Origin of the sequence: Alteromonas naphthalenivorans, from assembly GCF_000213655.1 — a bacterium.
GTDB lineage: Bacteria > Pseudomonadota > Gammaproteobacteria > Enterobacterales > Alteromonadaceae > Alteromonas > Alteromonas naphthalenivorans.
This window is the reverse complement of the sequence record NC_015554.1, coordinates 2,366,600-2,385,811: the sequence shown is the minus strand read 5'-3', so window position 1 is coordinate 2,385,811 and position 19,212 is coordinate 2,366,600. Positions and strand designations below refer to the sequence as shown.

At 38.9% G+C, this 19,212-nt stretch carries 20 protein-coding genes; 15 read left to right on the top strand and 5 right to left on the bottom strand.

What is annotated here, in order from left to right; genetic code table 11:
• Position 1: 1 nt before the first annotated feature.
• Together AMBT_RS10420 and AMBT_RS10415 are read left to right on the top strand one after the other, a co-directional pair.
• Complete coding sequence (locus tag AMBT_RS10420) at positions 2–730, top strand: tyrosine-protein phosphatase (RefSeq protein ID WP_013784586.1); 729 nt, start codon at positions 2–4, stop codon at positions 728–730.
• The gene (locus AMBT_RS10415) at positions 717–1,478 is read left to right on the top strand and encodes a VpsP family polysaccharide biosynthesis protein (protein WP_013784585.1); all 762 of its coding nucleotides are present in this window, start codon (positions 717–719) and stop codon (positions 1,476–1,478) included. The genes AMBT_RS10420 and AMBT_RS10415 overlap by 14 nt, the downstream gene beginning before the upstream one ends.
• 17 nt (positions 1,479–1,495) lie before the next feature.
• On the opposite strand, the gene AMBT_RS10410 is transcribed toward AMBT_RS10415, so the two are convergent.
• The 5 genes from AMBT_RS10410 to AMBT_RS10390 all read right to left on the bottom strand — a co-directional run bounded on the left by AMBT_RS10410 (position 1,496) and on the right by AMBT_RS10390 (position 6,730).
• Complete coding sequence (locus AMBT_RS10410) at positions 1,496–1,906, bottom strand: hypothetical protein (RefSeq protein ID WP_013784584.1); 411 nt, start codon at positions 1,904–1,906, stop codon at positions 1,496–1,498.
• A gap of 86 nt (positions 1,907–1,992) precedes the next feature.
• Positions 1,993–3,405, bottom strand: coding sequence for an O-antigen ligase family protein (locus AMBT_RS10405; protein ID WP_013784583.1), 1,413 nt, complete (start codon positions 3,403–3,405; stop codon positions 1,993–1,995).
• A gap of 64 nt (positions 3,406–3,469) precedes the next feature.
• A complete protein-coding gene (locus AMBT_RS10400) occupies positions 3,470–4,048 on the bottom strand; it encodes a hypothetical protein (RefSeq protein ID WP_013784582.1) in 579 nt (192 codons plus the stop codon).
• Positions 4,049–4,163: 115 nt separating this feature from the next.
• Positions 4,164–6,107: a bifunctional diguanylate cyclase/phosphodiesterase gene (locus AMBT_RS10395; RefSeq protein WP_013784581.1), complete on the bottom strand. Its 1,944-nt coding sequence runs from the start codon at positions 6,105–6,107 to the stop codon at positions 4,164–4,166.
• Positions 6,104–6,730 (bottom strand): transglutaminase-like cysteine peptidase, encoded by a 627-nt coding sequence (locus tag AMBT_RS10390; protein WP_148259178.1) that lies wholly within the window; start codon positions 6,728–6,730, stop codon positions 6,104–6,106. The genes AMBT_RS10395 and AMBT_RS10390 overlap by 4 nt, the downstream gene beginning before the upstream one ends.
• Positions 6,731–7,273: 543 nt before the next feature.
• On the opposite strand from AMBT_RS10390, the gene AMBT_RS10385 reads away from it, so the two are divergent.
• The 13 genes from AMBT_RS10385 (at position 7,274) to tnpB (ending at position 19,175) form a co-directional block, all read left to right on the top strand.
• The gene (locus AMBT_RS10385; RefSeq protein ID WP_013784579.1) at positions 7,274–8,410 is read left to right on the top strand and encodes a glycosyltransferase; all 1,137 of its coding nucleotides are present in this window, start codon (positions 7,274–7,276) and stop codon (positions 8,408–8,410) included.
• A 6-nt stretch (positions 8,411–8,416) separates the two neighbouring features.
• Complete coding sequence (locus AMBT_RS10380; protein ID WP_013784578.1) at positions 8,417–9,736, top strand: O-antigen ligase family protein; 1,320 nt, start codon at positions 8,417–8,419, stop codon at positions 9,734–9,736.
• Positions 9,726–10,295, top strand: a complete 570-nt coding sequence (locus AMBT_RS10375) for a serine O-acetyltransferase (protein ID WP_013784577.1) — start codon at positions 9,726–9,728, stop codon at positions 10,293–10,295. The genes AMBT_RS10380 and AMBT_RS10375 overlap by 11 nt, the downstream gene beginning before the upstream one ends.
• Positions 10,292–11,398 carry a glycosyltransferase family 4 protein gene (locus AMBT_RS10370; RefSeq protein WP_013784576.1) on the top strand — a complete coding sequence of 369 codons (1,107 nt, stop codon included), beginning with the start codon at positions 10,292–10,294 and terminating at the stop codon, positions 11,396–11,398. Before AMBT_RS10375 ends, AMBT_RS10370 begins: the two co-directional genes overlap by 4 nt.
• Complete coding sequence (locus AMBT_RS10365) at positions 11,398–12,291, top strand: sulfotransferase (protein ID WP_013784575.1); 894 nt, start codon at positions 11,398–11,400, stop codon at positions 12,289–12,291. Before AMBT_RS10370 ends, AMBT_RS10365 begins: the two co-directional genes overlap by 1 nt.
• Before the next feature lie 2 nt (positions 12,292–12,293).
• On the top strand, positions 12,294–13,145 hold the full coding sequence (locus AMBT_RS10360) for a glycosyltransferase family 2 protein (protein WP_013784574.1): 852 nt from the start codon (positions 12,294–12,296) through the stop codon (positions 13,143–13,145).
• Positions 13,146–13,160: 15 nt separating this feature from the next.
• On the top strand, positions 13,161–14,039 hold the full coding sequence (locus AMBT_RS10355; protein WP_013784573.1) for a glycosyltransferase family 2 protein: 879 nt from the start codon (positions 13,161–13,163) through the stop codon (positions 14,037–14,039).
• Between the two features lie 72 nt (positions 14,040–14,111).
• The gene (locus tag AMBT_RS10350) at positions 14,112–15,101 is read left to right on the top strand and encodes a glycosyltransferase family protein (RefSeq protein WP_013784572.1); all 990 of its coding nucleotides are present in this window, start codon (positions 14,112–14,114) and stop codon (positions 15,099–15,101) included.
• Positions 15,102–15,248: 147 nt separating this feature from the next.
• A complete protein-coding gene (locus tag AMBT_RS10345; protein WP_013784571.1) occupies positions 15,249–16,703 on the top strand; it encodes an oligosaccharide flippase family protein in 1,455 nt (484 codons plus the stop codon).
• A gap of 171 nt (positions 16,704–16,874) precedes the next feature.
• Positions 16,875–17,561: a hypothetical protein gene (locus AMBT_RS10340; protein WP_013784570.1), complete on the top strand. Its 687-nt coding sequence runs from the start codon at positions 16,875–16,877 to the stop codon at positions 17,559–17,561.
• Between the two features lie 299 nt (positions 17,562–17,860).
• Positions 17,861–18,445 carry a sulfotransferase family protein gene (locus AMBT_RS10335; RefSeq protein ID WP_148259101.1) on the top strand — a complete coding sequence of 195 codons (585 nt, stop codon included), beginning with the start codon at positions 17,861–17,863 and terminating at the stop codon, positions 18,443–18,445.
• 62 nt (positions 18,446–18,507) lie between these two features.
• A complete protein-coding gene (gene tnpA, locus AMBT_RS10330; protein WP_013784481.1) occupies positions 18,508–18,828 on the top strand; it encodes an IS66 family insertion sequence element accessory protein TnpA in 321 nt (106 codons plus the stop codon).
• Positions 18,825–19,175 (top strand): IS66 family insertion sequence element accessory protein TnpB, encoded by a 351-nt coding sequence (gene tnpB / locus AMBT_RS10325; RefSeq protein WP_013784480.1) that lies wholly within the window; start codon positions 18,825–18,827, stop codon positions 19,173–19,175. The genes tnpA and tnpB overlap by 4 nt, the downstream gene beginning before the upstream one ends.
• Positions 19,176–19,212 lie beyond the last annotated feature (37 nt).

Below are 19,212 nucleotides of genomic sequence, written 5' to 3'. Positions count from 1 at the left end.
ATTGATAGACCTTCACAGTCATATATTACCTGGCATTGACGATGGTGCCAGAACCATGGCCATGTCGATTGACATGGCCAAACAAACACTTGAATGCGGCGTGACGCATTTAGTGTGTACCCCACATATACACCCAGGGTTCTTCGATAATACGCCCGCTATTATTGAAAACGCGTATAACGAACTTGTGTTAGCGCTTGAACAAGAAAACATTCCCCTTACCTTATCTTATGCCGCCGAGCTTCGTGTCTCGGAGCACATTCCTATATGGATAAAACAAAATGCGGTTCCTTTTTTAGGCCAGATTAACAGCAAAAACGTGATGTTGCTTGAAATGCCTCATAGTCATGTGCCATCGGGAATGGAGCCGTTGGTAAAATGGTTATTAAAAAACAACGTGCAACCGCTTATAGCACACCCCGAACGTAACCGAGAGCTATTGCGCGAGCAACACAAGTTTGACTGGTTGCAGCGCATAGGCTGCTGGTTTCAGGTGACAGCAGGCGCACTTACAGGCCGATTTGGAGAGCCTGTACAGAACTTTGCGTTAACCATGCTTGCCAACAAAAGCTTTCATGTAGTGGCGTCAGATACCCACGACACGGTTAGGCGACCTAACGATATGGGCGAAGCATTTGCTGTGGTATCGGCAGTGGACGCAGCTTACGCCCAGCAAGTTTTCGTTACTACACCGGGAGAAATAGTAGGGGCACCTAGTGTCGTTATCTAACGTGTATGAGCGTCATCAGTTATTGATAAAACGTGTGGTGCGCTCTGTGTTTTTTATCACAGCTGCATGGGGCGTAATATGGAGCGCACAGTTTTTTATATCGGGTAACTATTATTATCGGGTGAACAACCAATTAGAGGCTTGGCAGAATAATCCTGAGCGCGCAACCGCTAGCAAAGTAAGCGATGCTATTACCAAAATAGATTCAGCCATTTCCATGTTTCCCAATAACGCGCTTTATTATCAAATGCGTGGTCAGCTTTATGAATGGCAAGCCTTTGTATCTAAAAGCACTGCTGAAAGTGCTGTTGAAAACGCTGCTGAAAAAGAAAAAATAAATAGTTTGAAACTGGCCTTTAGCAATTACCAGCACAGCTTATTGCTACGCCCGCTTTGGCCTGCGAGCTGGATAGGGTTAGCATCGGTGAAATGGAAGCGTAATGAAGTAGACGACGCTTTCTATCAATATATGAATAAAGCCATTCAGGTAGGCCCACAAGACGCTATAGTTCACAAATTCATCGTAGAGTACGGGTTAGCGAATTATGCAGCACGGTCGCCTGAATACATTAAGGTTATTCAGCCGTTAAAACACCATATGAAGTTGGGGTTGATAAACCCTCATAGCAGAGACGCAATAGTGCAAAGTATTGTGAGCTATAATGCAGAAGAGCCTGCATGCCGATGGATGCGCTTGGCCGCTTACCCAGTAAGAAAACGCATTCCCAACTGCATTACTTACAAATAATATTATTACGCTCGCATTTAAAACTTGCTTTTAAGCCAATCCCACAAGCCTAGTGAATAGTTTTCGAATAAGTTAATACCCAGCCACGATTTCAATATGTACAGCAGTACCATACCTACCAGTAATGAAAATAGAATAAACAGGGTAAAGCCGAAAGCTAACGTAAGTTGGCCAATTTTACTTTCTATACGGGAAGGATCGCGTTTATCTTTACCGCCTAACAGCACAAAATAAAAGCGGCTATGGCCAATGCCAAGGGTGCCACGTAAATCTAACTTATGCTTGCCCCAGCGCCTGCCTGCTAACGCGGTATTAATATGGGTAAGCTGCTCTTCACTAAACGAGTTCGCCACATGCTTGGGCATTCTTTCTAGCATGTGCTTTACGTTAGGTTCTTCCTGAATGGGGTGATTAACTTTTAACACCACGACTGATTTTCCATAACTGAATCCATTAGTAAATACTTATTGAAATCCCTAATTAGGCGCTTACAAAAAAAACCTAATTTTACGACTTACGATTTACGACTACGTGTTGTTGATTGTCGAACCCGAATTCGATTACTCATGGCACCAAGTGCAAGTAGAGTAATAAAGATAGCAGTGTTAGCAGGCGCTTGTAAGGGAAAGTCTACGCTGGTGTGCATTGCCATACCAATAATAGCCATAAAACACGCAAATGCCGAACCGCGAGGAAGAGGGTGGTGGCGCTGACGAAAAGCATTGAACGCATTAATGCCGCAAAACAACACAAATACGCCCATTAGTAGTGCGCCAATAACGCCAAACTCAATACTAAACTGTAAGTATTCATTATGAGCATGATCGTAAAAGTGTTGAATACTCTCACTTTGATATTGTGGGTACACAGTATAGAAGGTTCCGCCTCCTGTACCTATTAGTGAGTATTTTGCTAGCAAGGGCAGTGCATCGGTAACCACTTCGTCTCGGCTTTCATGGGTTAAATCGGTCTGCTCAAGACGTTCTTTCACTTCGTTTAACCCAAACACGCTACTTACTATCATAATGTCGATAAAGAGCATGCTAACAAACAAGGCAATGTAGCTTTTTTGTCTAGGCTTGAAATACCACAAACCCATGGCTGCGGTTATTGTCATGCTAACAAAAAACGCCGTATTACCCATTCGTGAACGCGACATTACCAGTGCAATAACCATAATAATTATGCCAATACGAAACAGCACTTTATTGCCTAGCCAAAACTTAAGCCATTTTCTAAGGCGCTCTCGTTTTGATAGCCCATCGTCATCACCTAAACTGGCAATCAGATAACCTAGCGCAGCACACAATGTAAGCAGCAAGTAGTTTGCAAAATGGTTTTTGTAAATGAAGCTGCCAGTAGCAATGTGAGTAACCGGTTGTTTGAATACTAGGCTGTATTCAATGCCCGACAATACCTCTAGCGACCCATAAATGGCTTGAAATATACCGCTTGCACTAATGGTGATTAACACTAGTTTCAACCGAGAAGTAGAGCGTACCAAGGCTAAAACACTGAAAAAAAGCAGGCAATAACAAAGAGATTTTAAAAATACTATTTGGCTTTGGCCTACATCAAAACTAAGGGGTAACCAACTGGTATCAGCCGATACGTTAGCGTATTCAGGTAAAAGTTTTTCTGGCCGTAGGCTGGCAATAAGTGAGGCGGGTAGGGGAACTAAGTTTAATAACTGCCAAGCAAGAAATAATAGCCAAAGCAGAACAAAAACACGATATTGGCGAACTACAACAGTAATGGTGCGAAAATGAAAGGCCATTAACGATGCACTTATACAAAAAACGGAAATTTGCATAAGGGCCCAAGCCCATGGCCTATTAGCACCTAAAGGAATAGGCAGCCAAAAAAGGGTAAATAAAAGAAAACCGAAAAGAAGCTTTTCGGTTTTTCTATTATTAATACTCAGCATTCACTATCGCCACTTCTTACTACCACTAACGATCACCAACACAGAGTTTAACTATAATACAAACTTAGTTTGCTGAAACCGTGGTATCGCCACCACCCGCACCTGCAGCACCAGTACCTACACCTAATGGAGATACATCGTTGCCAGCAGCCCCTGCCGCAGTAGCGGTAAGTGTTGAGGTATCGATACCTGCATTAATCGCAGCCAAAAGTGCATCTTCTGCACTAATTACACCGGTTTGCAATGCAATGTTGTAAATTTCGTTGGCATCTTCAGGGAACAGGATCATAGATATAGTCACCACTTCCGATGGCTGCTCTGGTAAAGATCCGAACCCAGCGATTGCAAGCTCAAATCCAGTCGCGCTGTCGCTCAATAAACCTGTCATGTTTTCAAACTCAGCCGGCTTAGTTTGAAGATATGAAAGGTTTGATTGTGAAATGGTTGGCATACCATTACTTAAAATATCATTGCTGATTGATGCGGCTGCAGTTTCAGCTGCGGTACCACCATCGATAGCATCAATTAACTGGGCTCTAATTTGCAAACCTGGAACGCTACCTGCGCTGTCTTGTGCTATAGCCACTGGCGAAATAGCAATAAGCACACTCATTACTAATGAAAAAATAAATCTATTGCGCATAATAGTTCCTACTTCGAAAAATTGGTTTGCATACACTGGGTATTGTATACCAAATGAACGCCCGTTGTCTTAGCTTTATTTGCTGTGAAAGCCGCCAATAAACTAGCTACTTAAATTATTTCCCTAAGCGCCAAGCTGTGGGCTTTGCAAAGTGATAGCCTTGCTGATAAACAACCTGCAGCTTACTAAGAGTGTTACTTTCTAACTCGCTTTCAACCAGCTCGGCTATCACTTTAATGTGTAACCCATTCGCAATACTTACTAAGCTGCTAACAAATAGCTGATTGTCTTTGTCTTCATGAATATCCTTGGTCAATTTGCCGGATATTTTTACAAAATCGGGTTGAATCGCCCTTAACCCGCTTAATGATGCAAGATTGTCGCCAAAATGTTCAATAGTAATGGTGCATCCTGCTTTTTTAACCATATCGCAAAATTTAAGGGTAGCTTCCCTATAATAAATAATGGCGGAGTCTTCAATTTCAAACGCTAATCTGTCGCACAATGACTTGTGTTCAAGAAGATAACCACCAAGCCATTGGCAAAAGTCGGCATTCGCTATTGATGCAGTGGCAATGTTTACCGCTACCGTGTGAGGAGAGGCCATGAGTTTACTGACTACCAGAGACGTTACCAACCTATCTACTTGAGGAATAAGGTGCAGCCGCTCCGATGCAGGAATTAACTGTGACATAGGTATATCGGTATTGGTAGACACATCTTTAAAGCGCGCGAACCCTTCGTAATAACACGGGGCTTTATTCTCGGTACTAAAAATAGGCTGTATTAAAATATCGGCATACTGTTGTAACAGAATATTGTTTAGCCTTTCACGCCATTCAGTATTGCTATGAATGTAAGTTAGCTCTGAAGCAAACTGCCAGCCTCTGTCTAACTTAGTTGCCGCTAATAGTGCGCTATCTGCTTTTTCCATAACTTCAGCAAAGCTATTTTCACTAGAATATTTAGCTGCGCCAATCCACGCTGTTTTATCGCCGTCTTTAAGAAAATCTATTTTATTCATTTCATCGCTAAGGCTTTTCAGTCTTTTTTCGCACTCTTGTTGCGATACTGCTTCCATTAATATGGCAAAGTCGGAGCCCGATACTCTAAAAAGCGTTACCTTATCTGGAAATTGCATGGCGGCCAGTTTCAGCTTTTTCGCAGCCGCGCTAACATATTCATCACCTTCAGCGCCGCCCAGTAAATTATTTACCCGAGCAAGCTGCGTTAATCTAATCAACACCACGTAACCTTCTTCTACCGTAGCTGCGCCACTTAATAGTGCATTCATGTGTCGATTAAAGGCATTTCTATTAGAAAGCCCGGTTAAGCTGTCGCCATACGCAATTGCCTTGAATTGTTCAGCCCGTGCAGTAAGTTCTTTGAACATGCTTTCTACTGCTCTAGACAACTTATTTACAGCTAGCGTGATAAAAGAAAATTCCTTAGTAAAAGGTTGATAGTCAATTTCAGAAAACTTTTGGTTTTGAATATCGCCTATTTTTTGGGTAACAATTTCTAAGGGTTTGGTAATTTGGCGAATAATAACCAACAGCACCAAGTAGGCAATAACAAAGGCAATAAAAAACATTAATGCACTTTGGGTAATGCTATCCCATAGCTTTTCATTCGCAAGGCCTGGGTGGCTTTGTACGGTAAGTTGCCCTGCCATTGTCCAACCATCGTTAAGTTCGGTGTTTTTTACCGGCGGGGTAACGTGTACCGCTTCGGTAAACCAATTTGGTACGGTATCTATTTTATTCGGGTTTTGACGAATAATAAGGGTATTCCCGCTGGCGTCTTTAACCGAAATAGTTTGGTAGTAGCCCCTGTCGAATATGGCGTTCACCATGGTTTCAGCTACAGCCTGACCATTTTCTTGCGTTATATAGGGTGCCATGGCTAAACCTAGCGATGTGGCGGTGTCTTGTGCGTGGGTAGCAAGTTGTTCATTCACGTATTCTTTGGTCATTTTTACGTTAATAAAAAAGGAACCGGCGAACACGGCCAGTAAAAAAATAAGTAAGCTAACGCTTAGTTGGGTAGATAATTTCATTGTTCTTGTGTATCTCCGAGCATTACGCTGTTTAAACGATCTATCATGTCGTCCCACATTTTCATGGGGCCGCTGCCTCTTAATTTTCTGCCTGTTCCCATAGACTTCGCCGCCCATAGACCATCACCGTTAAAACTATAAACAGGCGCAAGGTCGCGCCGTTGGTTTGCTGGCAGTATTCGGCGGTTAATATTATCAAGCACTAAAGGAACAGAAGTAGGGCTTGGGTAATAGGCTAACACCATATGAGGTTGGTTTAACTCTAACGCGGTTACATACATAAGCCGAAGTTGCGATTTAGGAATACCAAGTTCTATTAACGAAAAGTATTTGGCAATTGAATAATCTTCACAGTCGCCAGCGCCCGTTCCAATAAACTCGATTGGCGTGGCCCAGTAATCGGGTTGGCGCCAGTGCCTTAGATCATCTACAAAATCGAATCGATTGAAAAAGCGATTCACTTGGTAAAGTTTTTCATCAATATCGTCGTTCTCAATGTTGTCTACTAGTTGTCGCCACTTTGCAACATCAGCCGCACCATTTTTACCAAACAGGGCTTCAACTCGGCTGTAAACCTCTTTAGTAAATATGTTTTTTTGTTGCGCGATAACCAAAGATGTCATACCTAAAAACAGCCCCACTAGGGCATAAATACAGGTTCGTCGGTAAGTTTTACGCGCGTAGCGGGTTGTCATGCCAATTGAGCCTTAATGCACCATTATGAGACGAGTTTATTAAAATAATAGCTGTAAGAAAACGTTAACCACTTCATAGTATAGTAAACATGTGGCAGTAAATTGATAATGTCAAACTTATACAAAAGTTGAAAGTTATTTCAACAAGGTAAAGCACGTAAACATAATAATACCGATATTTGGCATGGTTCATGTATAGGGTTCATACATGGGGTTCATGCGTGTAATTGGCATATTCCATATGTATAGATGGTATTACCATTTACTAAACTTTGCGCAATAGTGCATAGTAATAACCGGAACAAAACAAGAGCCAAATACTAACTAGAGTATATTCCGTTTTTTGTACTGCACATTCGCAAGCTTAAAGTAATGCAGCTTGCTCTGTTGTAATTTTACTACAAAACTAAAATCGAGCTGTGCTAAACTTAGCGTTAGCATTTAGTCTAATGACAAGGATAATGAAGTTTCATGCTAACTAGTAACCGCCCAGTAGTGTTTATTATTAATTCCTTAGAAGGCGGTGGTGCCGAACGGGTAATGGCAAAATTGCTAGCAATCATGGAAGACTACTTTTCACATGCAAACGTGCCTGTTTATCTTGTTTTGTTAGACACGCTGGAAGAAAGTCAGCAGTGCCCCCCTTATGTTACCAAAACAGTACTAACCAGTAACGGTAGCCTTAAAGCCGGTTATCAACAGTTAAAACCGTTACTTAAAACCCTAAGCCCTCAAATTTGTTTTAGCTTTTTAACGCGCAGTAATTTTTTAAATATAGCGATAGCAAAGTCGTTAGGCTACCGCGCCATTATTAGTGAACGTGTAAATACTACTAGCCATTTGTCGGGTGGTTTAAAAGACGGTATTAGTCGCTTTTTAGTTAAGCTTTTGTACAAGCGGGCTGATAATGTGGTGGCAGTGTCTGAAGGTGTAAAAGCCGATTTAATTGAAAACTATGCGGTGCCAGAACCTAAAGTATCCTTGTTATATAACCCGTACGATATTGAGCAGCTGCACGAACTAGCAAGTGAAGCGGTAACCGATATTCCTAAAGCGCCATACATTATTGGGGTAGGGCGGTTAGTTAAAAACAAAAACTTTTCATTGTTGTTAAGCGCTTACGCCAAGGCCGATATTGTTGAAGACTTAGTTATTTTGGGCGTGGGCGATGAAGAGGCCATGCTTAAAGCGCTAGCTAAAACACTTGGCATTGCAGATAGAGTACATTTTTTAGGTTTTAAGCCAAACCCTTACCCGTACGTGGCCAAAGCAGAATATTTTGTTTCCACCAGTAATGCAGAAGGTTTCCCCAATGCCATAGTGGAAGCCATGTGTTTGAACAAACCGGTAATTGCAACAAATTGCGAGTCGGGCCCGGCTGAAATTATTGCCGAACAATACCCTTACCAAGTTTCTGGTGCCAGCGAAGAAAAGAATGGCATACTGTGTGAGTTAAACAACGCACAAGGTGTTGCCGATGCATTGGTGTTATTCAAAGGTAGCGCTAACAGAGCGCGATATGTTGAAAAAAGCCAAGCATGCGCGCAGCAGTTTTCTTATGCCGCTTTTCACAAGCGGGTAAGTGCCATTTTAGAAAAAGATGACTAACTAATTATGTTTGAAGCAATCAAACTACTGGTAGGGTTTATTAGCCTAATAATGGTGTATAGAACCATTACCGGTAACTGCAACAAGTATTTAGCCTTTGCCATTTGCGCAATATGGTTACGCTACTTCCTATCTGCATTCCACACTGTTACTTACCCCTCTTTAGTGGCGGGTTTTTCAATAAATGCTTTAGGTAGCATAGGGGTGGCTGGTTTAGGTTTGTTATTGATTCCAACCGCTGTTTTTACGTTAAAAAAACTGTTTCCTTTTTATATATTCTTTACTGCTATTGCAGCAAGTGGCTTTGTGAATATGCAAATTCCCGGCACCATTAATGTATTGGTGAAATGGTGTTATTTCTTAGTGTTGGCCGGAGCGTTGTTTTTATCTATACGCAGCCAAGGGCAGAATGAAACGTTTAAAAAGCTATTGGTAGCTTTTGCTATGCCTCTTGCTTTGCAGGTGTTTTCAGTATTGTTAGGTCATGCAAAGTCAGCCGAAGCCGACGGTTCAACTAGTTACATTGGCGGATATAATCATGAAGCTGCATTTTCTATGATAATAGTGTCATTCATATTTGTTGTGGGTCTTATCGAGCGAGGCACTATTCGATTTAGAACTAGTTTGTTCACGTTAGCCGTATTTTTACTCATATTAGTAAATTACAGAACATCTATACTCACAATACTTCCAATTGCAGCCGTATTTTATTTCACACTTATTGAACAGCGACTTAAACCTTCACAGAAAGCGCCAGTACTTACTATCGTAGCCATGCTTTTCGCTATGGTTTTTATGGCTTTATCATTCACTATGCAAGAACGTTTCGCCGATGTAGGCTTAATGCTAGGCAATTTGGACCTTATTACAAAAGCCCCGATATATTTTAGTGAAGCTGAAAAAGATATTATGTCTGCTAGGGTATTCATTTGGAGTCAATATATTAATGCTTTTGCAAACGCGGATGGTTTAAATCAAATATTTGGTTTTGGCCCAGACTCTTGGAAGTCTAGTTTTACTTTATACGCGCATAATACATTTGTTTCCTATTTGTATGAGTATGGTGTTTTAGGACTATGCAGTTTTATTCTTTTATGTGTGTTCATGATTTTACAGCCGCTTAGTTTAAAAGATAAAAAGCTATCGAAAATATTGATTCTATCATTTTTAGGCTTTTTAACGATGAATTTAGCAACCATGCCGCTTTGGAATATAGAGGGGTTGATATTTTTCTCTATTTTCTGTTCTTTAGTTTTCGGTGCGAAGGCGAAAACTCGGCAATTAAGTTTAAAACAAAAACCAAGTGTGCTCGCCAATGCAAATTAACAGTAAAAAAGATTATAAATTCTTTTTAGAGGCTGATTTAAAAGCGCTTAATATAGTGCCAAGCCTTAAAAATAAGCTTACTCACGATATTTGGGCGTTTCAAAAAAAACTAAGAAAACTTGAATACTATATAAATTGTAAACGTTCTCCTTTAGGTAAGCTATTTACCGTATATCTTAGATTAGACCTGCGACGGAAGGGAAGAAAGTTAGGCTTTTCAATACCACCTAATGTCTTTGGTCCGGGCTTATCTATTGCCCACGCTGGCACTATCGTAGTTAATTCAAATGCTAAGATTGGTTGCAATTGTAGAATACATGTATGTGTTAATATTGGAGCTGATATAAACGACGGCTCGAAAGCACCGAAAATAGGAGACGACTGTTACATTGGACCTGGCGTAAAAGCTTATGGTGATATCGAAATAGGTAGCAATGTAGGCATGGGCGCGAATGCGGTAGTTAACAAAAGTTTTGGTAGTAATTTAACCATAGCGGGTGTGCCAGCAAAAATTATCAGCCAAGTAGGGCCTCTACAATACAGGGATACCAGTAAATGAAAGTAGCAGTTGTTGGTTTAAGAGGTATACCCAACATAATGGGGGGCATTGAATCCCATTGTCAAAACTTGTACCCCCGAATGGTGAAACAAGGATATGACATTACTATTTTAGGGCGCACGCCGTATCTCCACGAGCCTGAATATGATTATGATGGTGTGAAGGTTAAGGGTGTTTGGGCATTCAAGAGTAAGTTTCTTGAAACTTTTTTACACACCTTTGTAGCCATTATTTATGCAGGTATAGTCCTACGCCCAGATGTTGTTCATATCCACGCCATTGGGCCCGCATTATTTACACCCTTAGCAAGGTTATTTGGCTTGAGGGTTGTTGTTACGCACCATGGCGCAGACTACGATAGGCAGAAATGGAACCGTTTCGCCAAAACGATTTTAAAGGCTGGCGAATTAATGGGAATTAAGTTTGCTAATTCAATCATTGTAGTAGGACGTTCCTTAACAAATAAGCTAAAGCTGAAATACCCTAAGTGCAGTGAAAAGATACAATTTATACCTAATGGAACCTTAGTTGGATTTTCCGATAATGTCACTGAACAAGACTTGCCCAGTGATTTGGGCTTAGTTCCGGAGAATTATATTCTAGCTGTAGCACGATTGGTGCCTGAAAAAGGTATTCATGACCTAATAGAAGCCTATAAATTAAGTAATACAGTACTTAAATTAGTAATAGTTGGAGATGCTGATCATGGCGATGAATATTCTCAAAAGATAAAAAGTAGCGCCGATCAAAATATTATTATAGCGGGGCGAAGGAATGGCGCTGCACTTTCTAGTTTATATAAGTACTGTGGTCTGTTTGTATTGCCTAGTTATCATGAGGGGCACCCTATCGTTGCACTGGAAGCTATAAGCGCAGGGAGTAGGGTTTTACTTTCTGATATATTGCCAAATAAAGATATAGACCTGCAAAATGACTGCTACTTCCCTGTTGGTGATATCACTTCTTTGGCAAATAAAATAACTAATTTGTCATCACTTAACTTATCTGTTGATAAAGCAACATTTCTAGCAAAGTACGATTGGAACTCAATTGCTACTGAAACTATGAAAGCTTATTCCACGGTTGTAAGGAGTGAAGGTTGATGGAAAGTAGTAAAAAAATTGATGTTGTTTATATTCTGTCAGAAAAGTCATCAGGCTCTAGCTTTTTATTTAGAAGCTTAAATGACGCACTAGGTATAACTTCTTATCCCACAACTAAACATTTTGAGTCAGAAACGTTATTTTGGACAAAGGCGGCATCACTTTTAGATAAACCTCAACTGAGCATGTTAGCGAGTGCTGTTCCTTACGATAAAGACAGAGCTAGAAAAGAGTTAACAGAGTTTTTAGCAAGTAATTTACCGACTAACATCACGTTTAATACAGACGAAGAATTAGTATTTAATGGTTGGTTTGAATTACTTAAAGAATTTGGTCCAATTTTTATAGAAAAATCACCACATCACCTTCTGCAATGGAATGCGTTAGCGCTTATGCTGGAATTCGAGAAACGATTCAGTGATAGAGTTAACTGTCATTATGTTTGTATTGCTAGAAATCCAAAAGATGTCTTTTTATCTCAGTTTAGACGATGGAACGTTAATATAGCACATCTTGAGAATCAGTGGCTTACAACCTACATGAACTGGGAACGCTTTCGCGATGAAGGTTCTGCAAGGTCTAGTAAAATTTTTACCAGATATGAAGAATTAGTTGCTGATAGGCAAAGTGTTATAGCAAAAATATGTAAGGTTGTGGGAGTAACACCAAAGCTCAAAGGCGAAGAGAAGGTTAGAAAAAGCAAGTCGTCAAAACAGTCAGAATCGTTTGGTTATGCACTTTCCAGTTCGGTTATCAGTTTGGCGAAATCAATGGGCTATTCACACAGTGAGCTGCAACACACCCAATCTTTCAAGTGGACGTTGTATGAAATGTACATTCGATATTTGTATAGCCCCGCCAAATCTTTATACAGAATAGTAAAAGGGGTTTAGTTTTGGATTTTAGTGTAGTTATAACTACTTATAACAGGCCGGATTACTTAACGCTATCTCTCGATAGTGTACTAAACCAATCCGCAGCGGTGAAAGAAGTCACCATTATTGATGACAATTCCAGCGTCGACTACTCAACGGTGTTAGAAAAGTATAACGATACAAGAGTTCGCTATATAAAACAGGCTGTATCTGGTGGTGCAAATGTAGCAAGAAATCTAGGTGTTAAAGAGTCTACAGGTGACGTGGTCGCATTTCTTGATGACGATGATATCTGGCTACCTGATTATTTATCTTGGCATTTAGCTGAGTATGAGAAGGGCTGCCAAGCAGTTGTTTCTGGCTTTAAGCACTTAGGCAATGAGAAAGAAGTTAGAGTAAACAAAGATACGTCAGTAACTAAAGAGTCTTTATTAAAAGGTAATACATACTGTGGTATGAGTGGCTTTTCGTGTAAGAAAAGACTATTAGACCAAATGCCGTTCGATACAGCGTTAAATAATGGACAAGATTGGGATATGTTTGTTCGCCTTTATCAAAGCAATGTTCAATTTAATAACATCCCAAAACCAATATTTTTATACCGCTACCAAAATTTAGACGGTATTGGAACAAAATTACGGAAAATGAAACCTCAAGATATTGACAAGAGACTAGGTTCGGCAAATAAGCATAAAGAGTTTTTAGGTCAATACTGGTACAACAAAAGAGTCGCTGATCAAATCTTACTTTCCTTAAAGTACAAATCCAATAAACACAAATGGTTGTTGCTAGCGGTTAGGAAGGCTGGTGTTTCCGCTACGTTTAACTTTTTCAAACAACAAATTAAGAATAGATTTCTTAAACGTGCCTAAATCGGATATTCAAGCATGCAATCACAATTATTAGTCACAGTGATAGTACCGGTATGGAACGATATCGACCGCATACTCCTTTGTGTAGAAGCACTTAAAGCGCAGACGCTTAAAAACAATGAGTATGAAATTTTTGTTGTCGATAATGGTTCAACAGACGGCACTTATGAAAAATTACAAAGCCAATGTGGTATTACTTTATTACGAGAAAGTAATCCTGGTTCTTACGCAGCTAGAAATAAAGGATTAAAAGAAGCTAGGGGGAAGTACGTTGCGTTTACTGACTCAGATTGTATTCCTGATGACAAATGGTTAGAAAACTTAATTTCTTGTGCAATTGATAAACCCTCGATGGGAATAATTGCCGGAGATATACAGTTTTTTAAAGAAAACACGTTAGTAGAGGCATCTGCTCTTGCCTATGAAGAACTGTTTTCAATGGATCAAGAAGCATACGCTAAGTTGGGGCTATGTATAACTGCGAATTGGTTGTCGGACCGAGAGGTCATAATTAATAATTCTGGCTTTGATACAAGTTTAAAATCAGGCGGCGACCATGAAATGGCACAAAGGCTTACAGAGCAAGGACTTAAAGTTTATTTTTGCGAAGATGCGATAGTTATGCACCCTGCTAGGAATAAGAAAGAGTTATTGAAAAAGAGAAGAAGGGTAATCGGTGGAGCATGGGATAAAAGCTCCACAAGATTGAAGTCAGTTAAGCTTGGGATAAATGCTACAAAATTGTTTTTGAAAAGATGCCCAAAGGTTTTGCTGAATAGAGGCTTTACATTTCAATGTAAGTTTTCAGTTTTTATTATAGTAACATCAATTTATATGATCTCGCTCAGTGAGATCATAAAGTTGTCGTTGGGTTATAAGAGCTCTAGAAGTTAGCTCTTTGTATATTCAACAACTTAGCTTGGCATAATAATGTATTTTTCCTCTGTTTAAATTTCTGGATAAAAAATGACACATGATAAATTAGGTGATATTTACCTATATCCATCGAGAAGTAAAAATGAGTTTTTAGCAATAAATAAGAAGTCCTTAGAAAAAATTGGGTATAAAGTTAAAAATATTGATAGCGACTTTTATTTAGAATTAATAAAAGGTAAAAAAAATGCTTTAGTTGTTCTTAATTGGGTCGAAGATAGTGTTTACGGTAGGTCATATAAGCGGTTTGTTCAATATTTTTTTAAAATGATATTTTTAATTTTATTTTCGAAAATTTTATCTAAGAAAGTTATTTGGGTTAGGCACAATTTCAAGCCTCATAACGGTAATAAAACAAATGTAAGATATAAAACAATTTGTAGTTTGTATCGGTTTTTAAATATAAAACCAGTTCCGTTAGAAAGTTATTATAGTAAGCCAGCGCTTTCTCACCCGCTCTATAAAACTAATAAGAAGTTAATGTCAGACGTAATAAAATACAAAGGGAATGATGAATCATTTAGTGATCTTATTGTATTCTTTGGTGCAGTAAAGCGATATAAAAATTTACATGCAATTCTTGAGTCCTGGCCGAAAGATGTTCCTTTAAAAATTGCAGGGTTTTGCGGCGATGAAGACTATAAAAAATATTTAAAGGGTATAATTGAGAAAAATAATCTTATTGTAGATTGGAACAACAAATTTTTATCGGATATTGAGCTGACCCAGTTACTGCAAAATACTAAATTTGTATTGCTTCCTCATGCTGAAAACTCGATGATAAGCTCTGGATCTTTTTATCATGCGATAGGTGAGGGCTGTAATATTATCACTAGTAACAATCAGTTTGGTTTGTCTAAATCAAATGAACATTCATTCGTAACAATTTACGAAGCTTCAAAAATTTCAAATGACTACTTGGATGAAATATACGTAGAAAGATCTCAAATTATGCAAGAGGCAATGGATAAATATGGCGAGGCAGTAGTGTGCTCAGCGTGGGAAACTGTTTTGAAAATGTGATATACAAGTAGCGATCAATAGCTGACACAACTAATCTAGCCCAAAATGAAATAAGCCGAAGATATCTGAAACTTTGTCTGGTGATATTACATTCTACACTTAGTAATCAATTGTTGTTGTAATTCTAAACTTCATCGAGAAATTAAAATGTCCCTCAAGAAAAAAGCTACTAAAGGTAGCATATGGACGTCGATTACCCGGACAGGGATTAACGTAATTGACTTTATAGTATATGCATACTTAGCAAGAGTCTTAACTCTGGAAGAATTCGGCTTAGCTGGTTTTTGTTTCTTATTCATAGAATTTGCCAACACACTCGTAAATGCAGGTGTCAATCAAAACTTGGTACAACGGAAAGAATGGGAAGATAGGTATGCAGCAAGTACAATGACTTTTGTATTTGGTATCGGCGTTCTGGCAGGCATAGGCATTTTAGGTATAGGAGCTCCGGTTGCGTACTATACATATTCGGAAACTGCCGCCTGGGTTGTAGCTAGCCTTGCCCCTATTACGTTAGTAACAAGTTTACAGGTAGTTGTAAGTGGAAAACTACTGCGGGAATTCAAAAATAAAGAAATGGGCATCGCTAAATTTTTAGCATCTTTAATTTCAGCTGTATTCATAATAACTTTAGCGGAATACGATTATGGGCTTTGGGCATTAGTAACTGGAAAGTTAGTTAATACAATTTTACAGTATTTATTTTTAATTTATACAGCTAAATTTAAACCATACTTTAACTTTAATAAAGATGATAATAAGGAGCTTATTAGTTTCTGCTTACCGCTATTTGGCATGACTTTAATGAATTTTTTGCACCGTAAAGCCAGCAATATCTTTACTGGTATAGTGCTAGGGCCGGTTAGTTTCGCATTATTGGCGGCAGCGCAAAAAGGGTCTATGGTAATTAACCAAGTAACTATGAGCTCTATTAATTCAATGGTAGTGCCGAGCTTTTCGAGAGTAAAAGAAACAAGAAAACTTGGAGATACCTATATTAAGATGGTGACTGTTACAGGGCTGATAGTATTACCTATCTTCATGGGTCTAGCAGCAATTGCTGATCCTTTTGTTGTAGTTGCATTTGGTGAAAAATTTGGTCCTAGTGCCGAATTCATGGCAATAACATCTTTCACTATGTTTCCTAGTATTATTGCATGGTTTCTACCCAACTTACTTATATCAGTTGCCAAAACTCGAGATGCATTTAGACTAACAGTTTTAAATGTGGTTTCTAACATAACAGTTGCAGGCATCACTATTTGGTTTGGTATAAAGGTGATGCTTATAAGTTTGGTGATAGCTAGCTTTATATTTTTACCAATAAGACTATTCATCGTCACACGTCATATACATATAAATATAGCTTTCCTTTTTAAATCATTAGTTCCCTCCTGTGTCAGTTCTCTACTGATGTTTGTACTTTTGATTGAATTGAAAGCATTGCTAACTCCAAATATTTCAAGCGATATCGTTCTGTTAGCTTACCTTATGTTATCAGGTACTATTATTTACCCGTTAATTTTGCTTCTGTTTTTCCATAAACATACTAAAATTCAGGTGAGTGAACTGAAAGATATGTTATCGAAAAAAAGAAACTAAATAGGTGTCAGAAAATTTTACAAAATTGATTTTTAAATGGGGTTGAAGTTCTTTAAAGTCATGTTAATTAGGTGGTTTTTATATTTGGCTTGAAGTTTGCTTAATGTTTTGTAGGGCATGAGATTCTTCTCTCAGCAGCAATCAAACAAATTGTATATTTTAGGGGTTACAATGAAAACTAAATTTTTAAAAGCAATTATGGCTTTTTGTGTCTTAGGTGCAAGTTTCAACTCAAACGCGGCATTTATGTCGGTGGACGGGGTAGAAGTTGAAGCGTTAGATATCAACCAGAGCTTAGAATCGTTCTATAATTTTTCTAGTTCCAATTATAGCGCAAATACTGGATTTGAGTTAGCGAATCAATTGGTAGCTTTTTTTGCAACGGATAACGCTGACAACTTGGGGCTATATTTAATATTCGGCGGACCTGGAAGTGACGCTGGCAACGTTAATTTTGATATCACTTCTTCCGATGGTGAAATTATTTATGTAGACGATCCAAATGCTGCTACACGCTCTGATACTGTAATATCAACCTCAACTGGCTATAGTGTTGACTTGATTTACGGCGCTAACAGAACCGATGGATTGATTCTATCTAATTTCGCTGGCGATATCTGGGATATGGCTCTTTCATTTAATGAAACCACTGGGATTGACAGTTTTTCTTTTCTAACGTTTGACAGCAGTGGCGCAGACAGCGTAGCACTGTTTAGCAATGATGTAAGTGAAATATTGATATCATCTATTAGCACGACGGCTCCAAATAGCCCTACTGCAGTAATTGCTCCATCGACTTTGATGATTTTAGCTCTTTCATTATCTTGCATTTTTGTTTCACGTCGAAAATTTAATTAATTTTCGAGCGTATTAAATATAACCGGCAAATATGCCGGTTTTTTTATGCTTATTCTGTCATTTCTAACTAGTTTTCGTCTATGCCTTTTCAAACAACGCTGAAAGCAATATTTATTTTGAATATGCGGATTTTGGAGGTAGGTTAAAAGCTTTAATTGGAAAGGTAATTTAGTTATAGTTATTTACTATTTAACACGGAAGGTTTTATGAGTATGAGTCATTTTCAACGTCTAGCGTACCTCAGCAAGAACCTTAGTTTACTGACCGCTAAGCCCAACCGAATTTACATGCTAAGTCACATGAGAAGTCGTTCCTCTTTACTTTCTCATATTTTAGGTTCAAATCCTAATATAAGTGGTTATAGTGAGCTTAGTATAAAGTATCGTGATCGTCTGGCTGGCTTAGATCAAAAAATTAAGCTTCATCAGGATGAATTACTAGTTAACTCAGTAGTTAAATTATTTGATAAAATATTGCATAACAGCTTCGATTTTCAAAATGTTTCATCATTGAACACTCCTGAAGTAGATATATTGATAATGCTTAGGCCACCTGAATCGACAATTAAAAGCATCGTTACTATGGGAGAAAAAAATGATAATGCTAAATATGCGGATATTAGTTGGGCTTCTGGATATTATAAAGACAGAGTTGAGAAAATTACCAGAATGGCAAAAGAACTCGAGCGATTTTTTTTCTTGAAATCAGACGATATTGTAAATTTCCCCGAAGAAACATTATCAAAACTTTCTAAATTTATGGACCTTCCTATCCCGTTAACCTCTGAATATGGCTCTTTTAGTCAGACTGGTATGAAAAAATCAGGTGACACATCTGAAAATATTAAATTAGGTAAAATAGTTAAAACTGTGTCCGTCCGGTAATCCCCACATTCAATTCATAGGTTTTCTACGTCATGGTGCTCTCTTTGTTAAGGAGAATGACCATGGCGCATCATCAACGAAGAGAAGTAGAAGACTGGCTCAATTTATTTGAGCAACAAAAACAAAGTGGACTCACAGCGGTGGCGTTTTGCCGCCAGCAACAGATTAATGTCCAAACCTACTACACCAGGCGACGTGATATTCGTCTTCAGCGTACTCACAGCAAGTTCGTTCACGTCAAACGTGAAGTAACAAAGGTTGAGTCACACACCGATGAGACCGGTGGCGAACTTCTTCTGCAACTTGGGAGCGCTCATCTTAGCGTGCCAACGAATGTTAGCCCTCACTGGCTTGCTACCGTGATGAAGGCACTAGCTGAATGAAGATGTTTGTTGAGCCTGCCGACGTTTATTTATACATGGATATCGTCGACTTTCGTAAATCGATTAATGGCTTGATTGTAGTGGTCGAACAGAACATGGAGCTCAATGCCTTTCGTGATGCGCTGTTTGTGTTTTGCAATAAAAAGCGCGATAAGCTCAAAATACTCTATTGGGATAAAACGGGCTTTGCGCTTTGGTACAAACGTCTCGAGAAGCATCGGTTCAAGTGGCCTGTCGATGCTAACTTACAGCATCTGAATGTAAGTGAACAGCAGTTACAGTGGCTGTTATCAGGCTACGATGTAATAGGCCATCAGCCGTTGCACTACAATGCATCCGGCTTATAACCTGTGATCATAAGTAGCGATTAACGATCACGAAATC